The organism is Microbacterium oryzae (assembly GCF_009735645.1).
GTDB lineage: Bacteria > Actinomycetota > Actinomycetes > Actinomycetales > Microbacteriaceae > Microbacterium > Microbacterium oryzae.
Genome location: NZ_CP032550.1, coordinates 947360 through 964359 on the forward strand (window position 1 = coordinate 947360; position 17000 = coordinate 964359).

15 protein-coding genes and 1 tRNA gene are annotated in these 17000 nt (G+C 70.8%); 5 read left to right on the forward strand and 11 right to left on the reverse strand.

Features of this window, described 5'->3' with window-relative positions:
• Window positions 1-16: 16 nt before the first annotated feature.
• The 7 genes from D7D94_RS04440 to D7D94_RS04470 all read right to left on the reverse strand — a co-directional run bounded on the left by D7D94_RS04440 (window position 17) and on the right by D7D94_RS04470 (window position 7611).
• Window positions 17-1111 carry a D-alanine--D-alanine ligase family protein gene (locus D7D94_RS04440; RefSeq protein ID WP_156241488.1) on the reverse strand — a complete coding sequence of 365 codons (1095 nt, stop codon included), beginning with the start codon at window positions 1109-1111 and terminating at the stop codon, window positions 17-19.
• A complete protein-coding gene (locus D7D94_RS04445; RefSeq protein WP_425486990.1) occupies window positions 1011-2123 on the reverse strand; it encodes an NAD(P)H-dependent glycerol-3-phosphate dehydrogenase in 1113 nt (370 codons plus the stop codon). The genes D7D94_RS04440 and D7D94_RS04445 overlap by 101 nt, the downstream gene beginning before the upstream one ends.
• Entirely contained in the window at window positions 2123-2791 is a 669-nt protein-coding gene (locus D7D94_RS04450; protein WP_156243315.1) for a lysophospholipid acyltransferase family protein, read from the reverse strand. Before D7D94_RS04450 ends, D7D94_RS04445 begins: the two co-directional genes overlap by 1 nt.
• 68 nt (window positions 2792-2859) lie before the next feature.
• Complete coding sequence (gene murA / locus D7D94_RS04455) at window positions 2860-4227, reverse strand: UDP-N-acetylglucosamine 1-carboxyvinyltransferase (RefSeq protein WP_156241490.1); 1368 nt, start codon at window positions 4225-4227, stop codon at window positions 2860-2862.
• A 67-nt stretch (window positions 4228-4294) separates the two neighbouring features.
• Window positions 4295-4891, reverse strand: coding sequence for a 3-isopropylmalate dehydratase small subunit (gene leuD / locus D7D94_RS04460; protein WP_156241491.1), 597 nt, complete (start codon window positions 4889-4891; stop codon window positions 4295-4297).
• A gap of 10 nt (window positions 4892-4901) precedes the next feature.
• Window positions 4902-6371 (reverse strand): 3-isopropylmalate dehydratase large subunit, encoded by a 1470-nt coding sequence (leuC, locus tag D7D94_RS04465; RefSeq protein ID WP_156241492.1) that lies wholly within the window; start codon window positions 6369-6371, stop codon window positions 4902-4904.
• A 235-nt stretch (window positions 6372-6606) separates the two neighbouring features.
• Window positions 6607-7611 carry a TerC/Alx family metal homeostasis membrane protein gene (locus tag D7D94_RS04470; protein ID WP_156241493.1) on the reverse strand — a complete coding sequence of 335 codons (1005 nt, stop codon included), beginning with the start codon at window positions 7609-7611 and terminating at the stop codon, window positions 6607-6609.
• Window positions 7612-7931: 320 nt separating this feature from the next.
• Here D7D94_RS04470 and D7D94_RS04475 point away from each other — a divergent pair.
• From D7D94_RS04475 to D7D94_RS04495, 5 genes are all read left to right on the forward strand, one after another.
• Window positions 7932-8004: transfer RNA gene (locus D7D94_RS04475), tRNA-Glu, on the forward strand.
• 68 nt (window positions 8005-8072) lie between these two features.
• Entirely contained in the window at window positions 8073-8708 is a 636-nt protein-coding gene (locus tag D7D94_RS04480; RefSeq protein ID WP_156241494.1) for an MBL fold metallo-hydrolase, read from the forward strand.
• A 32-nt stretch (window positions 8709-8740) separates the two neighbouring features.
• Window positions 8741-9553 (forward strand): shikimate 5-dehydrogenase, encoded by an 813-nt coding sequence (locus tag D7D94_RS04485; protein WP_156241495.1) that lies wholly within the window; start codon window positions 8741-8743, stop codon window positions 9551-9553.
• 163 nt (window positions 9554-9716) lie between these two features.
• A complete protein-coding gene (gene putP, locus D7D94_RS04490) occupies window positions 9717-11210 on the forward strand; it encodes a sodium/proline symporter PutP (RefSeq protein WP_156241496.1) in 1494 nt (497 codons plus the stop codon).
• Window positions 11207-12457 carry a CoA transferase gene (locus D7D94_RS04495; RefSeq protein WP_156241497.1) on the forward strand — a complete coding sequence of 417 codons (1251 nt, stop codon included), beginning with the start codon at window positions 11207-11209 and terminating at the stop codon, window positions 12455-12457. The genes putP and D7D94_RS04495 overlap by 4 nt, the downstream gene beginning before the upstream one ends.
• 17 nt (window positions 12458-12474) lie before the next feature.
• On the opposite strand, the gene D7D94_RS04500 is transcribed toward D7D94_RS04495, so the two are convergent.
• The 4 genes from D7D94_RS04500 to D7D94_RS04515 form a co-directional block, all read right to left on the reverse strand.
• Window positions 12475-14709: a heavy metal translocating P-type ATPase gene (locus D7D94_RS04500; RefSeq protein WP_173024233.1), complete on the reverse strand. Its 2235-nt coding sequence runs from the start codon at window positions 14707-14709 to the stop codon at window positions 12475-12477.
• Entirely contained in the window at window positions 14706-15623 is a 918-nt protein-coding gene (locus D7D94_RS04505) for a heavy-metal-associated domain-containing protein (protein WP_156241498.1), read from the reverse strand. Before D7D94_RS04505 ends, D7D94_RS04500 begins: the two co-directional genes overlap by 4 nt.
• Window positions 15623-15832, reverse strand: a complete 210-nt coding sequence (locus D7D94_RS04510) for a heavy-metal-associated domain-containing protein (RefSeq protein ID WP_156241499.1) — start codon at window positions 15830-15832, stop codon at window positions 15623-15625. Before D7D94_RS04510 ends, D7D94_RS04505 begins: the two co-directional genes overlap by 1 nt.
• Before the next feature lie 81 nt (window positions 15833-15913).
• Window positions 15914-16996 carry a LacI family DNA-binding transcriptional regulator gene (locus D7D94_RS04515; protein WP_173024234.1) on the reverse strand — a complete coding sequence of 361 codons (1083 nt, stop codon included), beginning with the start codon at window positions 16994-16996 and terminating at the stop codon, window positions 15914-15916.
• Between the last annotated feature and the right edge of the window lie 4 nt (window positions 16997-17000).

Sequence of the window (17000 nt, forward strand, 5' to 3'; positions counted from 1 at the left end):
GTCGGACCCGACGGCGTCAGGCCGCGCGGGCGCGACCGAGCTCGACGAGCTCGGTGATGAGCTCCGAGTACGTCATCCCCGAGGCGATCCAGCACTTCGGGAACATCGAGATCGGCGTGAAGCCGGGCATGGTGTTGAGCTCGTTGACGACGACCTCGCCCTCCGTCGTGAGGAAGACGTCCACGCGCGCCAGGCCACGGCCATCCACCGCCTCGAACGCGCGGACGCCCACCTCGCGGATGGCCGTGATCTGCTCGTCGGTGAGATCCGCCGGGCACACGACGTCGACGCCCTCGCCGCCGAGGTACTTCCCCTCGAAGTCGTAGAAGTCGCGGGTCGTCAGCACGATCTCGCCGGGAAGCGAGGCGCGCGCAGGGCCGCCGTCGCGCCCCTCGAGCATGGCGACCTCGATCTCGCGCCCGGCGATCCCCTGCTCCACGAGCACCTTGTCGTCCTCGGCGAAGGCGATGCGCATCGCCTCGTCGAGCTCGGAGGCGTCGCGGGCCTTCGAGACGCCGACGCTGGAGCCCGCGCGCGCGGGCTTGACGAAGAGCGGGTAGCCGAGCGCGTCGGCCTCCGCGCGCACGGCGTCGGCGTCGGCGTCCCACCGCACCTTCCGCACGGTCGTCCACGGCGCGACCGGCACGCCCTCGGCCTGCAGCGCGACCTTCATGAAGTGCTTGTCCATGCACAGCGCCGAGTCGAGCACCCCGCCGCCGGCGTAGGGCAGGCCGAGGATGTCGAGGAAGCCCTGCATCGTCCCGTCCTCGCCATGCAGGCCGTGGAGGATCGGCAGCACCGCGTCCACCTCGCCGAGCTCGCGCTCGCTGCCGTCGTCGAGCCGGACCCGCAGCGTGCGGTCCGCGCCGCCCTGGGGCCAGATGACGCGCGTGCCGTTGTCGACGACCTCGGGCAGGCGCTCGGCGTCGAGCCGGAACCGGCTCGGGTCGTCCTCCTCGAGGACGAAGACGCCGTCGCGGGTGATCCCGATCGGGATCACCCGGTAGCGGTCACGGTCGATCGCGCCCAGCACCCCGCCCGCCGTCGCGGAGGAGATCGCGTGCTCGCTGGAGCGCCCGCCGAAGAGCACCGCCACTGTCGCCGTCGTCATTCGTCGTCCTCTCGCCCCGAGGGGTGTCATCGTCTGTGGTGAGGTGGGGCGCGATGTCGCGCGGGTCGAGCGTGCCATCCAGCACCATGCGCACCTGCTCGACGATGGGCATCTCCACGCCCTTCGCCCGCGCGAGCTTGAGGATGGGCGCGACGGAGCCGAGGCCCTCGGCCGTCTGCTCCATCTGCTTCACGACGTCCTGCAGCGTGTAGCCCTGCCCGAGGAGGCGCCCCGCGGTGTTGTTGCGGCTGAGCGGCGACTGGCACGTCGCGATGAGGTCGCCGAGCCCGGCCAGCCCCTGCATGGTCTCCGCCCGCGCGCCGTAGGCGACGGCGAAGTCCGTCATCTCCACGAGGCCGCGCGTGATGATGGAGGCCTTCGTGTTCTCGCCGTAGCCCACGCCGTCGACGATGCCGATGGCGACCGCGATGAGATTCTTCAGCACTCCGCCGAACTCCGTGCCGATCACGTCGGTGTTGACGAAGCTGCGGAAGTAGCGGTTGCGCGCGGTCCGCGCGATGCGGTCGGCGGTCTCCTGGCTCGACGAGGAGATGACGGCGGCGGTGGGCTGCTCGCGGGCGATCTCGAGGGCGAGGTTCGGGCCGCTGGCGACCGCGATGCGCGCGGGGTCGCAGTCGAGCGCCTGCTCGACGACCTGGCTCATCCGCAGGCCCGACTTCTTCTCCACGCCCTTCATGAGGCTGACGACCGGCACGTCGGGCCCGATGAGCGGACGCAGCTGCTTGAGCGTGTCGCGTGCGGACTTGCTGGGCACCGAGAGGTAGATCTGGTCGGCGCCCTCGACGGCCTTCTGCAGCACATGGGTGGCGCGGATGGTCCGGGGCAGGTTGATGCCGGCGAGGTACTGCGAATTGCGCTTCGCCTGGTCGATCTCGTACGCGAGCTCCGCGCGCCGCGCCCACATCGTGACCTGCGCGCCCCCGTCGGCGAGGATCTTGCCGAAGGTCGTGCCCCAGCTGCCCGCGCCGAGCACGACCACGCGCTCGGGGATCACAGCTTGCCCGTCTCGGTCTGGCCGTGCTGCGACGGGTCCCAGCGCTCGGGCGGCGCGGTCTCGCCGCGCAGGTCCTCGAGGAGCGCCGTGATCGCCGCCATCAGGCGCTCGGTCGCGGTCTGGATCGCCGCCTGATCGGTGCGCCCCGTCAGGTCCGCCAGGTCCACCGGCTCGCCGATCGCGACCGTGATGCGCTTGCGCGGCGGCAGGACGGAGAGCTTCCCGTAGCGCGGCATGAGGTCCTGCGCGCCCCAGTGGGCCATCGGGATGAGCGGGATGCCGCCGGCGAGCGCCAGGCGCGCGGCGCCCGACTTGCCGCGCATCGGCCACAGGTCGGGGTCGCGCGTGAGCGTTCCCTCCGGGTAGACGATGACGCCGCTCTGATCCTCGGCGAGCTTCGTCGCCTGCGCGATCGCCTGCGCCGCCGCGCCGCGCGAGCGCGCGACCGGCACCATCCCCGCCCGGTGCAGCAGCCATCCCACGACCGGGATGCGGAAGAGGCTCTCCTTCGCGAGGAACCGGGGCGCGCGACCGATCCGCCACGTGGCGAGGGCCACGATGAGCGGATCGATCTCGCTGTGGTGGTTCGGCGCGAGGACGTACGCTCCCCGCTCCGGCAGCCGCTCGGCCCCGCGGACCTCGATGCGCGCGACGAGGCCGAACATCGGCACGACGAGCGCCGCGAGCGGCCAGAAGATGCTCGGGCGCGACTTCTCGGCGGAAGCGCCCACCGTCACCCCACGACGTCGAAGTCGGCGCCGAGCGCGGTGAGCTTCTCGAAGAACTTCTCGTAGCCGCGTCGGATGATGCCGACGCCGGACACCCGCGACGTGCCCTCGGCCGCCAACGCCGCGATGACGTGGCTGTACCCGCCGCGGAGGTCGGGCACGACGATGTCGGCGCCGTGCAGCGGCGTCGGACCGGTGATCACGGCTGCCTGCTCGAGCTCGCGACGCGGCACGCGCCGGTAGGCGCCTTCCAGGCCCTCGCGGTGCACGACGATGTCCGCGCCCATCTGGTTGAGCGCCTCGATGAAGCCGAAGCGGTTCTCGTAGACGGTCTCGTGCACGACGGACGTGCCGTTGGCCTGCGTGAGCGCGACGATCAGCGGCTGCTGCCAGTCGGTCATGAAGCCGGGGTGCACATCGGTCTCGACGGTGACGGCCTTGAGGGGCGTCGTGCCGCGACGGAAGCGGATGCCCTCGTCGGTGATGTCGAAGTCGCCGCCGACCTTGCGGTACACGTTGAGGAACGTGAGCATCTCGTACTGGCGCGCGCCCTTGACGAAGATGTCGCCATCCGTGGCCAGCGCGGCAGCAGCCCAGGAGGCCGCCTCGTTCCGGTCGAACAGCGAGCGGTGGTCGTAACCGCGCAGCTCGCTGACGCCCTCGATGAAGATCACCCGGTTCGGCTCGTACGAGATGATGGCGCCCATCTTCTGCAGCACGCCGATGAGGTCCATGATCTCGGGCTCGATCGCCGCGTTGCGCAGCTCTGTCACGCCCGACGCGCGCACCGCCGTGAGCAGCACCTGCTCGGTGGCGCCCACGCTCGGGTACGGCAGCTCGATGTCGGCGCCGTGCAGGCCGTTGGGGGCCGACAGGCGGATACCGCTGGGCTGCTTGTCGACGACCGCGCCGAACGCGCGCAGCGCGTCGAGGTGGAAGTCGATCGGGCGGTCGCCGATGCGGCAGCCGCCGAGGTCGGGGATGAACGCCTGACCCAGCACGTGCAGCAGCGGGCCGCAGAACAGGATCGGGATGCGCGAGGAGCCCGCGTGCGCGTCGATCTCCTCGAAGTTCGCGGACTTCGCCTCGCTCGGATCGAGGATCAGCGAGCCGGGCTCCTCGCCCTCGGACACGGCCACGCCGTGCACCTCGAGGAGCGATCGCACGACCTCGACATCGCGGATGTCGGGCACGTCGCGCAGGATGCTCGGCGTCTCTCCGAGGAGAGAGGCGACCATCGCCTTCGTGGCGAGGTTCTTGGCACCTCGCACGTCGACCTGTCCGCGCAGCGGCCGTCCGCCGCGGATCTCGATCACTTCGCCGCTCGGGGATGCCGAAGCACCCGCGGCCTTGGTGTCGCCCAGGAGAGTCATGTGCTGGTGGCCTCACTACAGTTCTGGCGGGTTCTCCGCCGGATTGACGGGGCCCCGAGCCCCGAGCTCACGGAACGGGTATCGTCCGTGGCCGCCACGCCTCGCGGCGGGCCTCGAACTCCGCGATCTTGTCCTCATTGCGGAGTGTGAGCCCGATATCATCGAGCCCCTCGAGGAGCCGCCACCTAGTGTAATCGTCGATCTCGAACGGGGCCGTGAAGTCGCCGAGTGCGGCGGTTCGCGCCACCAGGTCGACCGTCATCTCGACCCCGGGCTGCGCGTCGATGGCGGCCCAGAAGCGCTCGAGGTCGTCCTCCGAGATGATGCCGGTGACGAGGCCCTGCTTGCCGGAGTTGCCGCGGAAGATGTCGGCGAACCGGGTGCTCAGCACGACCTTGAAGCCGTAGTCGCGCAGCGCCCAGACGGCGTGCTCCCGGCTCGATCCCGTGCCGAAGTCCGGGCCGGCGACGAGCACCGAGGCGTGCTGGAACGGCTCCTGGTTGAGGACGAACTGCGGGTCCTGGCGCCAGCCGTGGAAGAGCGCGTCCTCGAAGCCCGTCTTCGTGACGCGCTTGAGGAAGACGGCGGGGATGATCTGGTCGGTGTCGACGTTCGAGCGCTTGAGCGGCGCCGCGACACCCGTGTGAGTGGTGAACTTCTCCATGGCGTGCTCCTCAGGCCGTCGCGTCGGTCAGGGCGGGGTGGTCGGCGGCGGCGAGATCGGACGGGCTCGACAGCGTGCCGCGCACGGCGGTCGCGGCAGCCACGAGCGGCGAGACCAGGTGCGTGCGGCCGCCCTTGCCCTGGCGTCCCTCGAAGTTGCGGTTGGAGGTCGACGCGCAGCGCTCCCCCGGTGCGAGCTGATCGGGGTTCATCCCCAGGCACATCGAGCACCCCGCGAAGCGCCACTCGGCGCCGAACTCCTTGACGATCCTGTCGATGCCCTCGGCCTCGGCCTGCAGGCGCACGCGGGCGGAGCCGGGAACGACCATGACGCGCACGCCGTCGGCCTTCGTGCGCCCCTCGATGATCGACGCGAAGGCGCGCAGATCCTCGATGCGGCTGTTCGTGCACGACCCCATGAAGACCGCGTCCACGGGGACGTCCTTCATCGGCGTGCCGGGCACGAGGTCCATGTACTCCAGCGCCCGCTCGGCGGCGGCGCGGGCGTTCGGGTCCTCGAAGTCCTCCGCGGCGGGAACGACGTCACTCAGCGACACGCCCTGACCGGGGTTCGTCCCCCAGGTGACGAACGGCTCGAGCTCGTTCGCGTCGATGAAGACCTCGGCGTCGAACGCCGCGCCCTCGTCCGTCGGGAGGGTGCGCCAGTAGGCGACCGCATCCTCCCAGTCCTGGCCCTGCGGAGCGTGGGGGCGCCCCTCGAGGTAGGCGAACGTCGTCTCATCGGGCGCGACCATCCCGGCTCGCGCGCCCGCCTCGATCGACATGTTGCAGATCGTCATCCGGCCCTCCATGGAGAGCGAGCGGATGGCACTGCCGCGGTACTCGAGGACGTACCCCTGACCGCCGCCGGTGCCGATCTTCGCGATGACGGCGAGGATGATGTCCTTCGCGGTGACGCCGGGCTTCAGGTCGCCCTCGACGGTGATCGCCATCGTCTTGAACGGCTTCAGCGGCAGCGTCTGCGTCGCCATGACGTGCTCGACCTCGCTGGTGCCGATGCCGAAGGCCATGGCGCCGAACGCTCCGTGCGTGGACGTGTGGCTGTCACCGCAGACGACGGTGATGCCGGGCATGGTGAGCCCCAGCTGCGGGCCGACGACATGCACGATGCCCTGCTCGGCGTCGCCCAGCGAGTGCAGGCGCACGCCGAACTCCGCCGCGTTGCGACGCAGGGTCTCGATCTGCGTGCGGCTCGTCAGGTCGGCGATCGGCTTGTCGATGTCGAGCGTCGGAGTGTTGTGGTCCTCCGTCGCGATCGTGAGGTCGAGGCGACGCAGGCCGCGCCCCTCGGCGCGCAGGCCGTCGAACGCCTGCGGGCTCGTCACCTCGTGCACCAGGTGCAGATCGATGTAGATGAGGTCGGGCTGACCGTCCTCGCCCTTCACGACGAGGTGGTCGTCCCAGACCTTCTCGGCGAGGGTGCGGGGGCGGTCCGGGATCCGGATGTCGTTGCTGCTCATGCTCTTCCTGCTCCTTGCGGTCGTCGGTGTCGGCCTACGACGGACTCCGCGACGGGCTAAGGCCTAGAGCGTGACCCCGTCGCGGCGCATAAGGAGAAGTCGGGCGCACCGCACCTCCTCAGAATAGCAGGGTGCTCAGCGCACCCCCGCCCCCTGCGAGATGTGCGCAGACGACTGCGGCGCGTCGATCTGTCGAGTGGACAGATCGACGCGCCGCGTCCGTCTCGTCAATCGGTCAGCGGGTCCCCGCGGAGACCGAGCGCTCCCGGCGCGCGTCGCGTGCGTTCGAGATGAGGCTGGCGATGGTCGCGATCGCCATCGAGCCGATGATGACGCCGAGCGAGGTGAGGTTGCCGATCTCCGGCGCCCACTCGACGTGATGCCCGCCGTTGATGAACGGCAGCTCGTTCTCGTGCAGCGCGTGAAGGAACAGCTTCACGCCGATGAACGCGAGGATGAACGCCACGCCGTAGTGCAGGTACTTCAGCTTCTCGAGCAGATCGCCCAGGAGGAAGTAGAGCTGACGGAGGCCCATCAGGGCGAAGAGGTTCGCCGCGAAGACGAGGAACGGCAGCTGCGTGATCCCGTAGATAGCGGGGATGGAGTCGATCGCGAACATGAGGTCGGTCACACCGATCGACACGAACACGATGAGCATGGGCGTGAGGATCTTCTTGCCGTTCACCGTGGTGCGCAGCTTCGAGCCGTCGTACTCGTCGCTGACGTCGATGAAGCGACGCAGCGTGCGGACGATGAAGCTCTCGGTCTCCGCGTCATCGTCGTGCTTCTCCGGCATCGCCTGGCGCACGGCGGTGAAGATGAGGAACGCGCCGAAGAGGTAGAAGATCCAGCTGAGGTGCTGGATCGCGACGGCGCCGAGCAGGATGAACGCCGCCCGCAGCACCAGCGCGATGATGATGCCCACCATCAGCACCTCCTGCTGATAGCGGCGGGGCACCGAGAACTGGCTCATGATGAGCACGAAGACGAACAGGTTGTCGATCGACAGGCTGTACTCGGTGAGCCAGCCGGCCACGAACTCGCCCGCGTGCTGCGCATCGCCGATCACCCACAGCAGCGCGGCGAACACCAGCGCGAGAGCGACATAGAAGACCACCCACAGCGTCGACTCGCGGGTGGAGGGGATGTGCGGCCGCTTGAGGATGAGCAGCAGGTCGGCGATGAGGATGACGGTCAGGATCACGAGGGATCCGACCTGGAACCAGACGGGGATGTCCAAGCACAGGGCCTTTCAGAGGAACGGCGATGGGCGAAAGTCTCTCCCCCGCGCGATGCGCGGTGCGTGCCCGGGATCCCTCAGACGGGATCCGTGATGACGAGCAGGCGTTGACGGGATACTCCCTCTCGACCTTCAAGGATATCGAAGGCCCGGCGGCGTGATCACCGCTGCGGGGCCTCGTGGAAAAGCGCCTCTGACCGGGCAGACACGCGCGGGCGACCGCAGGAGGGGGCCTCGATTTGCCCGCTCCTGTTTCTCCGTGTCATACTCTTCTAGTGCCCGGGAACGGGAACAACACGAAGAACTGAAGACAACGATACGGCCCCATCGTATAGCGGCCTAGTACGCCGCCCTCTCACGGCGGTAACGCGGGTTCGAATCCCGCTGGGGTCACCGTAGAGAAGAAGCCCGGATCCGCAAGGATCCGGGCTTCTTCGCGCATCCGGTGGTTGACTGGGCCCATGCGCGTCATCAAGCACGAACATGCGACCCTTCGCGTCGAGAAGGACGGCTCCACCCTCGTGGTCGATCCGGGCAGCTTCACCTCGGCGCTGCCGGCCATCGACGACCTCGCCGGCATCGTCGTCACGCACGAGCACCCCGACCACTGGGTTCCCGAGCAGATCCGCGCGCTGCGCGAGCGCCACCCGCGTGCGCCGCTGTTCACGACGCAGGCCGTCGCCGACGCCCTCGACGTCGGTGCGACGGTCGTCGCCCCGGGCGAGGTGGTCGCGGCCGGCGCGTTCCGCCTGGAGTTCTTCGGCGGGCGGCACAACGAGATCCACTCCTCGATCCCCATCGTGGACAACGTGGGCGTGCTCGTCGACGATGCGCTCTACTACCCCGGCGACTCCTACGCCGTGCCCGAGGGACGAGAGGTGGCCGTCCTCGCCGCGCCCGCGAGCGCACCGTGGCTGAAGATCGGCGAGGCCATGGACTTCGTGCTGGCCGTCCAGCCCCGACAGGCCTTCGGCACCCACGACGGTCTCCTCACCGCGGCGGGCCTCGCCATGCATCGCTCGCGCCTGCGCTGGGCGACCGAGCAGGGCGGCGGCACATTCCACGATCTCGACGCCGGAGACTCGCTCACGCTCTGACGCGCGGGTGCGGCTTCCGGGAGAATGTCGCCATGCCCATCCTGAACAAGGACATGTCTGTCTGCATCTCGCTCTCCGGGCGCCCGTCGAACATCGGCACGCGCTTCCACAACTTCCTCTACGACGAGCTGGGCCTGAACTTCGTCTACAAGGCGTTCACGACCGACGACATCGAAGGCGCCATCCGCGGGGTGCGCGCGCTCGGGATCCGCGGCTGCTCGGTGTCCATGCCGTTCAAGGAATCCGTCATCCCCCTCGTCGACGAGATGGAGGAGTCGGCGGCCGCGATCGCGTCGGTGAACACCATCGTCAACGACGGTGGCCGCCTCTCCGCGGCCAACACCGACTACGAGGCGGTGGCGGAGCTCCTCAAGCAGCACGAGGTCGACCCGGCCCTGCCGGTTCTCGTCCGGGGCTCCGGCGGGATGGCGAAGGCCGTCGTCGCCGCGTTCCGCGGGGCGGGGTTCGACGACCTCACGGTCGTCGCGCGCAACGCCGACGCCGGGCGCGCGCTCGCAGAGGCCTACGGATACCGGTGGATCGAGAGCGACCCCGCTCCCGGAGCCGCGCTGCTCGTCAACGTCACACCGCTCGGGATGAGCGGCCCCGACGCGGACGCTCTCGCCTTCTCCCCCGCGCACGTCGCCGCGTCCGAGGTCGTGTTCGACGTCGTCGCCTTCCCCTCCGAGACCCCGCTCGTGCGCGCGGGGCGCACGGCGGGGAAGCGCCTCATCACCGGGGCCGAGGTGATCGCCCTGCAGGCCGCCCGCCAGTTCGCGCGCTACACCGGCGTCACGCCGACGGCGGATCAGGTGCGCCGCGCATCGGAGTTCTCGCGCGGCTGAGCGCATTCGGGAGGCGATGTGCATTCGGGAGGAGGAACGACGGGGATTCCCTCCTCCCGACTGCGCTTGTCCTCCCCCATGCTGTCGCCCGTCGGGAGTACGGTGACGATGAACGCACCGCACTGACCGCCGGCTCGCCCGGCATGACGCACGGAGGACGACGATGTCCGACCAGATCTTTCTCTACATCGCCCTCGGCATCTACTTCGCCGGGATGCTGGCCATCGGCTACTTCGCCGCCCGGCGGACGAAGGACCACGAGGACTACATGCTCGGCGGCCGCCGGCTCCCGCCCTGGGCCGCCGCGCTCAGCGCCGGCGCCTCCGACATGTCGGGGTGGCTCGTCATGGGCCTGCCCGGCGCGATCTACGCGACCGGCCTCATCGAGGCGTGGATCGCGGTCGGGCTCACCATCGGCGCGTACCTCAACTGGCTCATCGTCGCGCCTCGGCTGCGCGCATACACGCTGGTCAGCAACAACTCCATCACCGTGCCGAGCTTCTTCGAGAACCGCCTGAAGGATCGCACCCGCCTGCTGCGCATCGTGTCGGCGCTCATCATCCTCGTGTTCTTCACCCTGTACGTCTCCTCCGGCATGGTCGCCGGCGGCGTCTTCTTCGAGAGCACCTTCGACGCGGACTACATCCTGGGCATGGTCATCGTCACGGCGGTGACGCTCGCGTACACGCTCTTCGGCGGCTTCCTCGGAGCGTCGCTGACCGACGTCGCGCAGGGGCTGCTGATGATGACCGCGCTCATCCTCGTCCCGGTCGTGGCCCTCGCGAACGTCGGCGGGCTGGGCGCCGTGGGCGACTCGATCGCCTCGGTCCAGCCCGACGCGCTGTCGCTGACCGGCGGCGCGGGACTCACCGGCACCACGATGATCGCGATCATCTCCGCACTGGCGTGGGGGCTCGGGTACTTCGGTCAGCCCCACATCATCGTGCGGTTCATGGCGCTCTCGAGCGTCGAGGGTGCGAAGCCCGCACGGCGCATCGGCATGTCCTGGATGATCCTGTCCATGGCCGGCGCCGTCATCTCGGGGCTGATCGGGATCGCGTTCTTCGATCGCGCCGGCATCGCCCTCGACAACCCCGAGACCGTCGTCCTGCGGATGTCGCAGATCCTCCTGCACCCGCTCATCGCCGGGTTCGTGCTGGCCGCCGTGCTCGCCGCCATCATGAGCACGCTGTCCAGCCAGCTCGTGGTCTGCTCGTCTGCCCTCGTCGAGGATCTGTACCGCGTGGCTCGCCGCACTCCCCCGAGCCAGCGGACCCTCGTGATCCTCGGTCGCTCGTGCGTGCTGGTGATCGCCGTCATCGCCGCGCTGCTGGCGATCACGCCGAACGACACCATTCTCGGACTCGTCGGGTTCGCCTGGGCCGGCTTCGGCGCCTCGTTCGGGCCGCTCATCCTCCTCAGCCTGCTGTGGCGCCGGCTGACGACGTGGGGCGCGCTGGCGGGGATGGTCGTGGGCGCGGTGATCGTCTTCACCTGGGGCAAGCTCGAGACCGGCGTGTACGAGCTGCTCCCCGGGTTCGTCGGATCGCTCATCGTCGCCGTGGTCGTGAGCCTGGCGACCTACCGGGCGAACGCGGACATCGAGCGCGAATTCACCGACACGGCCGCACTCACCCTGGCACGGCGAGACGCATGAGCATCGCCATCCGCCGGTGGTGGCACGCGCCGCTCGACGTCGAAGGGCTCGCGATCTCCGCCGTGTCGGCGGCGGCGGATGCCGCGGCCGCCGTCGTCCGCGCCCGAGGGTCCTCGACGGCCATCGACACGTCGTCCGAGCTCATCCGGTCGGCATTCGAGACCGTGGAGCACGCGCGGATCGACGGGCGCGGCTTCTCCCCCTGGGCGGAGCTGTCGGGCTTCATCCGATGTGCCGATGGCTCGGTGCGCCTGCACGGCAACTACCCTCACCATGCCGAGGCCATCCGTCGCGCCGTCGGCATCACGAGTCGGCGAGAGCTCGACGAGGTCGCCGCGCAGATGCCCGCGCAGGAGTTCGAGGACGCGGTGCTCGCCGCCGGCGGCGTCGCGGCGCGCGTGCGCACCGCCGAGGAGTGGCAGGAGCACGACCAGGGTCGGCTCATGCGCGACGCGCCGTGGACCGAGGTCGTGCCCACGGGCGAACGGGCTCTGCCCGGTTCCGATGACGCGCCGCTCGCCGGTGTGCGCGTGCTCGACCTGACCCGCGTGCTCGCGGGCCCCACCTGCACGCAGCTCCTCGCCTGCCTCGGCGCGGATGTCCTGCGCATCGACCCGCCCGGCCGGCCGGAGATCCTCGAGCAGCACCTGCTGACCGGGATGGGCAAGCGGTCGACCGAGCTCGACCTCGCGGACCACCGGAGCGAGATCGCCGCTCTCCTATCCGACGCCGACGTCGTCGTGCTCGGCTATCGGCCGGGCTCACTCGATCGCTTCGGGCTCGCCGCGACGACCCTCGCCGCCGAGCATCCCCGGCTCGTCATCGCGTCTCTCTCCGCGTGGGGCCATGAGGGCCCGTGGGGTCACCGTCCGGGGTTCGACTCGATCGTCCAGGCGGCGACCGGGATCGCCGTGCGCTGCGCCGGCCCCGATGGTCGGCCGGGCGCCCTCCCCGTGCAGGCCCTCGACTTCGCGACCGGCTACGTCCTCGCCGCGCGCATCCTCGAACTCCTCGCCGCCGGGCGCGGGGGGACCGTCAGCGCGAGCCTGGTCGGCGCCGCCCAGACGCTCCTCGCGCTGCCGTCGCCGCCCGAGGTCGACGACGAGGTGTCGATGGGCACCACCATGGTGACGGTCAGCTCGCCGCACGGCACGCTGTTCCTGCCGCCGCCCCCGCTCCTGCTCGCGCGCCGTTCTCTCGAGCGCGACGTCGGCGGGTACGGCGCCGCCGCACCCGCCTGGCACTGAGCTCTCCGCCCGTCGACTCAGCGCGTCACGCTGCGGAAGGCCCGCAGGCGCAGGCTGTTGCCCACGACGAACACGCTGGAGAACGCCATGGCCGCTCCCGCGAGCATGGGGTTGAGCATCCCGAGTGCGGCGACGGGGATCGCCGCCACGTTGTAGGCGAAGGCCCAGAACAGGTTCGTCTTGATCGTTCCGAGGGTGCGGCGAGAGAGGCGGATGGCGTCGACGACCCCCCGGAGGTCGCTCCCGACGAGCGTGATGTCGGCCGCCTCGATGGCGACGTCGGCGCCGGTGCCCATGGCGAGGCCGAGATCGGCCTGCGCGAGTGCGGGAGCGTCGTTCACGCCGTCGCCGACCATCGCGACGACCTTCCCCTCCGCCTGCAGCCGCGCGACGACGTCCACCTTGTCCTGCGGAAGCACCTCGGCGATGACCTCGTCGATGCCCACCTCCGCCGCCACCCGCCGTCCGACGGCGGCGTTGTCGCCGGTGAGCAGCAGCGGGGTGAGCCCCATCCGCTTGAGCGCGGCGACGCCCTCGGCGCTCGTGGGCTTGACGGTGTCGGCGACGACGAGCAGTCCCCGCGCGGCGCCATCCCACCCGACGACGACGACCGTTCGCCCCTCGTCCTCCGCGCGCGCCTTGGCCGCGGCGACGTCGCGGTGCAGGTGCATCGCCCAGTCCGCGAGAAGCGACTCCCGGCCGACCACCGCGGCATGGCCGTCCGCCATGCCCTGCACGCCGCGCCCTGCCACGTTCGCGAAGTCCTCGGCGACGGGCAGCTGGCCCACCTCGGCCGCCGCCCCCCGCGCGATGGCCTGCGCGACGGGGTGCTCGGAGGCCTGCTCGAGCGCGCCCGCGACGCGGAGGAGCTCGGCGCGATCGACACCGGGCTCGGGGATGACCTCGACGAGGCTCATGCGGCCGCTCGTTACCGTGCCGGTCTTGTCCAGCACGACGGTGTCCACGCGCCGCGTCGACTCGAGCACCTCGGGGCCCTTGATGAGGATGCCGAGCTGCGCGCCGCGGCCGGTGCCCACGAGGAGCGCCGTCGGCGTCGCGAGACCGAGGGCGCACGGGCAGGCGATGACGAGCACGGCGACCGCGGCGGTGAACGCCGCGCTCGCGGGGAAACCCGCACCGAGCCAGGCGCCGAGTGTGACGACCGCGATGGCGATGACGATCGGGACGAAGATGCCGGAGATCCGGTCCGCGAGGCGCTGCACCTCCGCCTTGCCGGACTGCGCGTCCTCGACGAGCTTCGCCATCTGCGCGAGCTGCGTGTCGGCGCCGATGCGGCTCGCGCGCACGACGAGCCGGCCGCCGGCATTCACGGTGGCGCCGGTCACGGCGTCGCCTTCGCGCACCTCGACGGGCACGGACTCGCCGGTGAGCATGGACGCGTCCACCGCGGAGGTGCCGGAGACGACCACGCCATCGATGGCGATCTTCTCCCCCGGGCGCACCACGAACTCGTCGCCGACCCGCAGGTCGCCGGTGGGGATGCGCGTCTCGACCCCCTCACGCAGCACCGCGACGTCCTTCGCGCCGAGCTCCAGGAGCGCGCGCAGCGCATCGCCGGCCTGGCGCTTCGAGCGCTTCTCGAAATAGCGGCCGGCGAGGATGAACGTGGTGACGCCCGCCCCCACCTCCAGGTAGATGCTGCCCGCGCCATCCGTCGGCGCGATCGTGAGCGCGAAGGCGTGCGTCATGCCCGGCTCGCCCGCGGTGCCGAGGAACAGCGCGTAGAGCGACCACAGCAGGGCGACGGACGTGCCCATCGAGATGAGCGTGTCCATTGTGGCGCTGCCGTGGCGCAGGTTGATCCAGGCCGCGCGGTGGAACGGCCACGCCGCCCAGATGATCACGGGGGCGGCGAGCGCGAGCGAGGCCCACTGCCAGGAGTCGAACTGCAGCGCGGGGATCATCGACATCGCGATCACCGGGACCGTGAGCACGATCGCGCCGATCAGCCGCTGTCGCAGCGAGGTCAGCTCGGGGTCGCCGTCGCCGCGAGCGGGCTCCTCGGCGGGCCGCGGCAGGATGGCCGTGTAGCCGGTCTTCTCGACCTCGGCGATGAGCAGGGCGGGGTCGTACCCCTCGGGAACCGTGACGCGCGCCTTCTCCGTGGCGTAGTTCACGCTCGCCGTGACGCCGTCGAGCTTGTTGAGCTTCCGCTCGATGCGGTTCGCGCACGAGGCGCAGGTCATCCCGCCGATCTCGAGCTCGACGGCGGGTGCGGATGGCGCGCTCATTCGTGCTCCCCTCGGGCCGTCGCGTCGAGCGCGAACGCGGCGGCGTGGACCTCGCCGTCGACCTGGAAGTCGAGGTACAGCAGGTAGCGGCCCGCGGTGGGCGCGGTGGCGGCGAAGCGGATGGCCGGACCGCCGGTCTCGCCGGCCGCCGGCTCCGCGCCCTCGGGGTGCACGTGGAGATACGCGAGGTCGCCCTCGCGCAGCGCCACGAGATGGCCGAAGGCGCCGAGGTAGGGCTCGAGCGTCGTGACGGGCGCGCCGTTCCGGCTCACCTCGAGGGTGAGGTCCGCGGCGGCGCCGGCGACCAGCTCTCCCTCGAGACGCACGATGCAGCCATCCGTCTCGGCCGTCGTGCGCACCTCGGTGACGGCCGGAGTGACATCGCCGGCGACCTGGACCGTGCGCGAGAGCGTGATGCCCTCGGCACCGCGCGCAGCGAAGTCGGCGTACACGCGGTACGTGCCGGCCGCCTCCCACGTCCACGGCAGGGACCACGTGCCGCTGGCGGTGTCCAACTCCGGGTGCACGTGCCGGAACTGCGCGCCGTCCGCGCGGACGACGATGAGGTGCAGCTCCTTTCCGTGCTCCGTCGCGTAGTCGGTGAGCGGATGGCCGCTCTCGTCGAGGATGCGGAAGCGCAGCTCCCCCGCCTCGCCGATCGCGCCCGGCGCCTCGACCGGTGCCAGGGCGTAGCCGCCGACGCTCAGCGCCAGCCCTGCCGGCGTGCTGTGCGCCTCGCCGTGCGCCCCGCTCGACACGTCGACGTGCGTCTCGCCGTGCTCGCTCATCTCAGCTCCCTCGTTCCATGCCGATACCGCCTTCTCGGGGACGGCGACTGCGCCGAGCCCGAAGGCCGCGGCGAACGCGGCCACGAGGCCTGCCCCGTAGAGGCTCAGGCGCGTCGCCGTGTTCATCAGACGCGGACCGCGCTGTAGCCAGCCTCGGTGACCGCGGCCAGCACCTTCGCGTCGTCGAGCTCGTCGGAGGCGGTGACGACGAGCCGCCCCGTCTCCGCACTCACCTGGATGTCCTCGACACCCGCGATCTCGCCGACCTCCTCGCGCACCGACATCTCGCAGTGCCCGCAGGTCATTCCGGTCACCCGGTACTCGTTCGTGCTCATGGCGTCTCCTCTCGTCGCGCCCGCATCGGGCGTCGCTGGCAGGGGCAACGCTATACCCCCCGGGGGTATTCCCTCAAGCGGTCACGAGGGCAGAGAGGCGACGGAACTCCGGCGGATGAGACGAGCGGAGAGGTGGACGAGGGACGCCGACACCGGTCGTCCCCGCATCAGCGCGAGCAGCTCCTGTGCACTCCGCTCGCCGAGCTCCTCGACCGGCTGGCTGAGGACGGTGAGCGGGGGGTCGAGGTACTGCACCCACGGCGCGTCGTCGAAACCCACCAGCGACAGGTCCCGAGGGCTCTGCAGCGACTGCTCGCGAAGCACCTGCAGGACGCCGAGCGCGGCGTCGGTCTCGGTGACGACCACCGCCGTCGGCGGCCGCTCGGCCGACAGCGCCTCGCGCGTGAAGCGCGCGACGCCGTCCACGGTCTGGTCGCCGGTCATCACCAGCCGAGGATCAGCCGGAAGACCCGCGTCGGCGAGAGCACGGAGGTAGCCGATGAGGCGCTCGCGCGTCGTGGAGAGGTCGGCCTGCGCGGCCGTCTGCAGACCGGCGACGGTGTCCGCCGGCACCTCGGAGCGGGGGCCCCACGCCAGCGCGATCCGCCGGTGCCCGGCGGACAGCAGCTCCTGGGTGGCTGCGAAAGCCGCCTCGCGGTTGTCGAGCACCACGGCGGGCCCGGGCAGGCGCGACAGCGTGCGGTCGAGCTGCACGACGGGGACGCCTCGCGAGATCGCGGCCTCGAGGTGATCGGCATCGGCATCGGCGCCGCCGGTGGGCGAGACGACGATGCCGTCGACCTGCTTCGCCAGCATCAGGCGGACGGCGGCCTGCTCGCGCTCGACGTCCTCATCGGTGTTCACCACGATGGTGTCGAACCCCTCCGCCGCGCACACCTCTGTGATGCCGCGCAGCACGCCCGCGAAGAACGGATTGGCGATGTCCGCGAGCACGACCCCGATGGTCCGCGTCTCGCCCGTGCTCATGCTGCGCGCGAGCTCGTTGGTCTCGTACCCGAGCTCACGGGCCGCCGCCAGCACGCGATCCCGCGTGCTCTCGCTGACCGAGCCGTACCCGCCCAGAGCGCGCGCGGCTGAGGAACGGCCGACGCCGGCGAGCCGCGCGACCTCGGTGATCGTCGGTCGAGGTCCCGGAGTCGTCACGGTG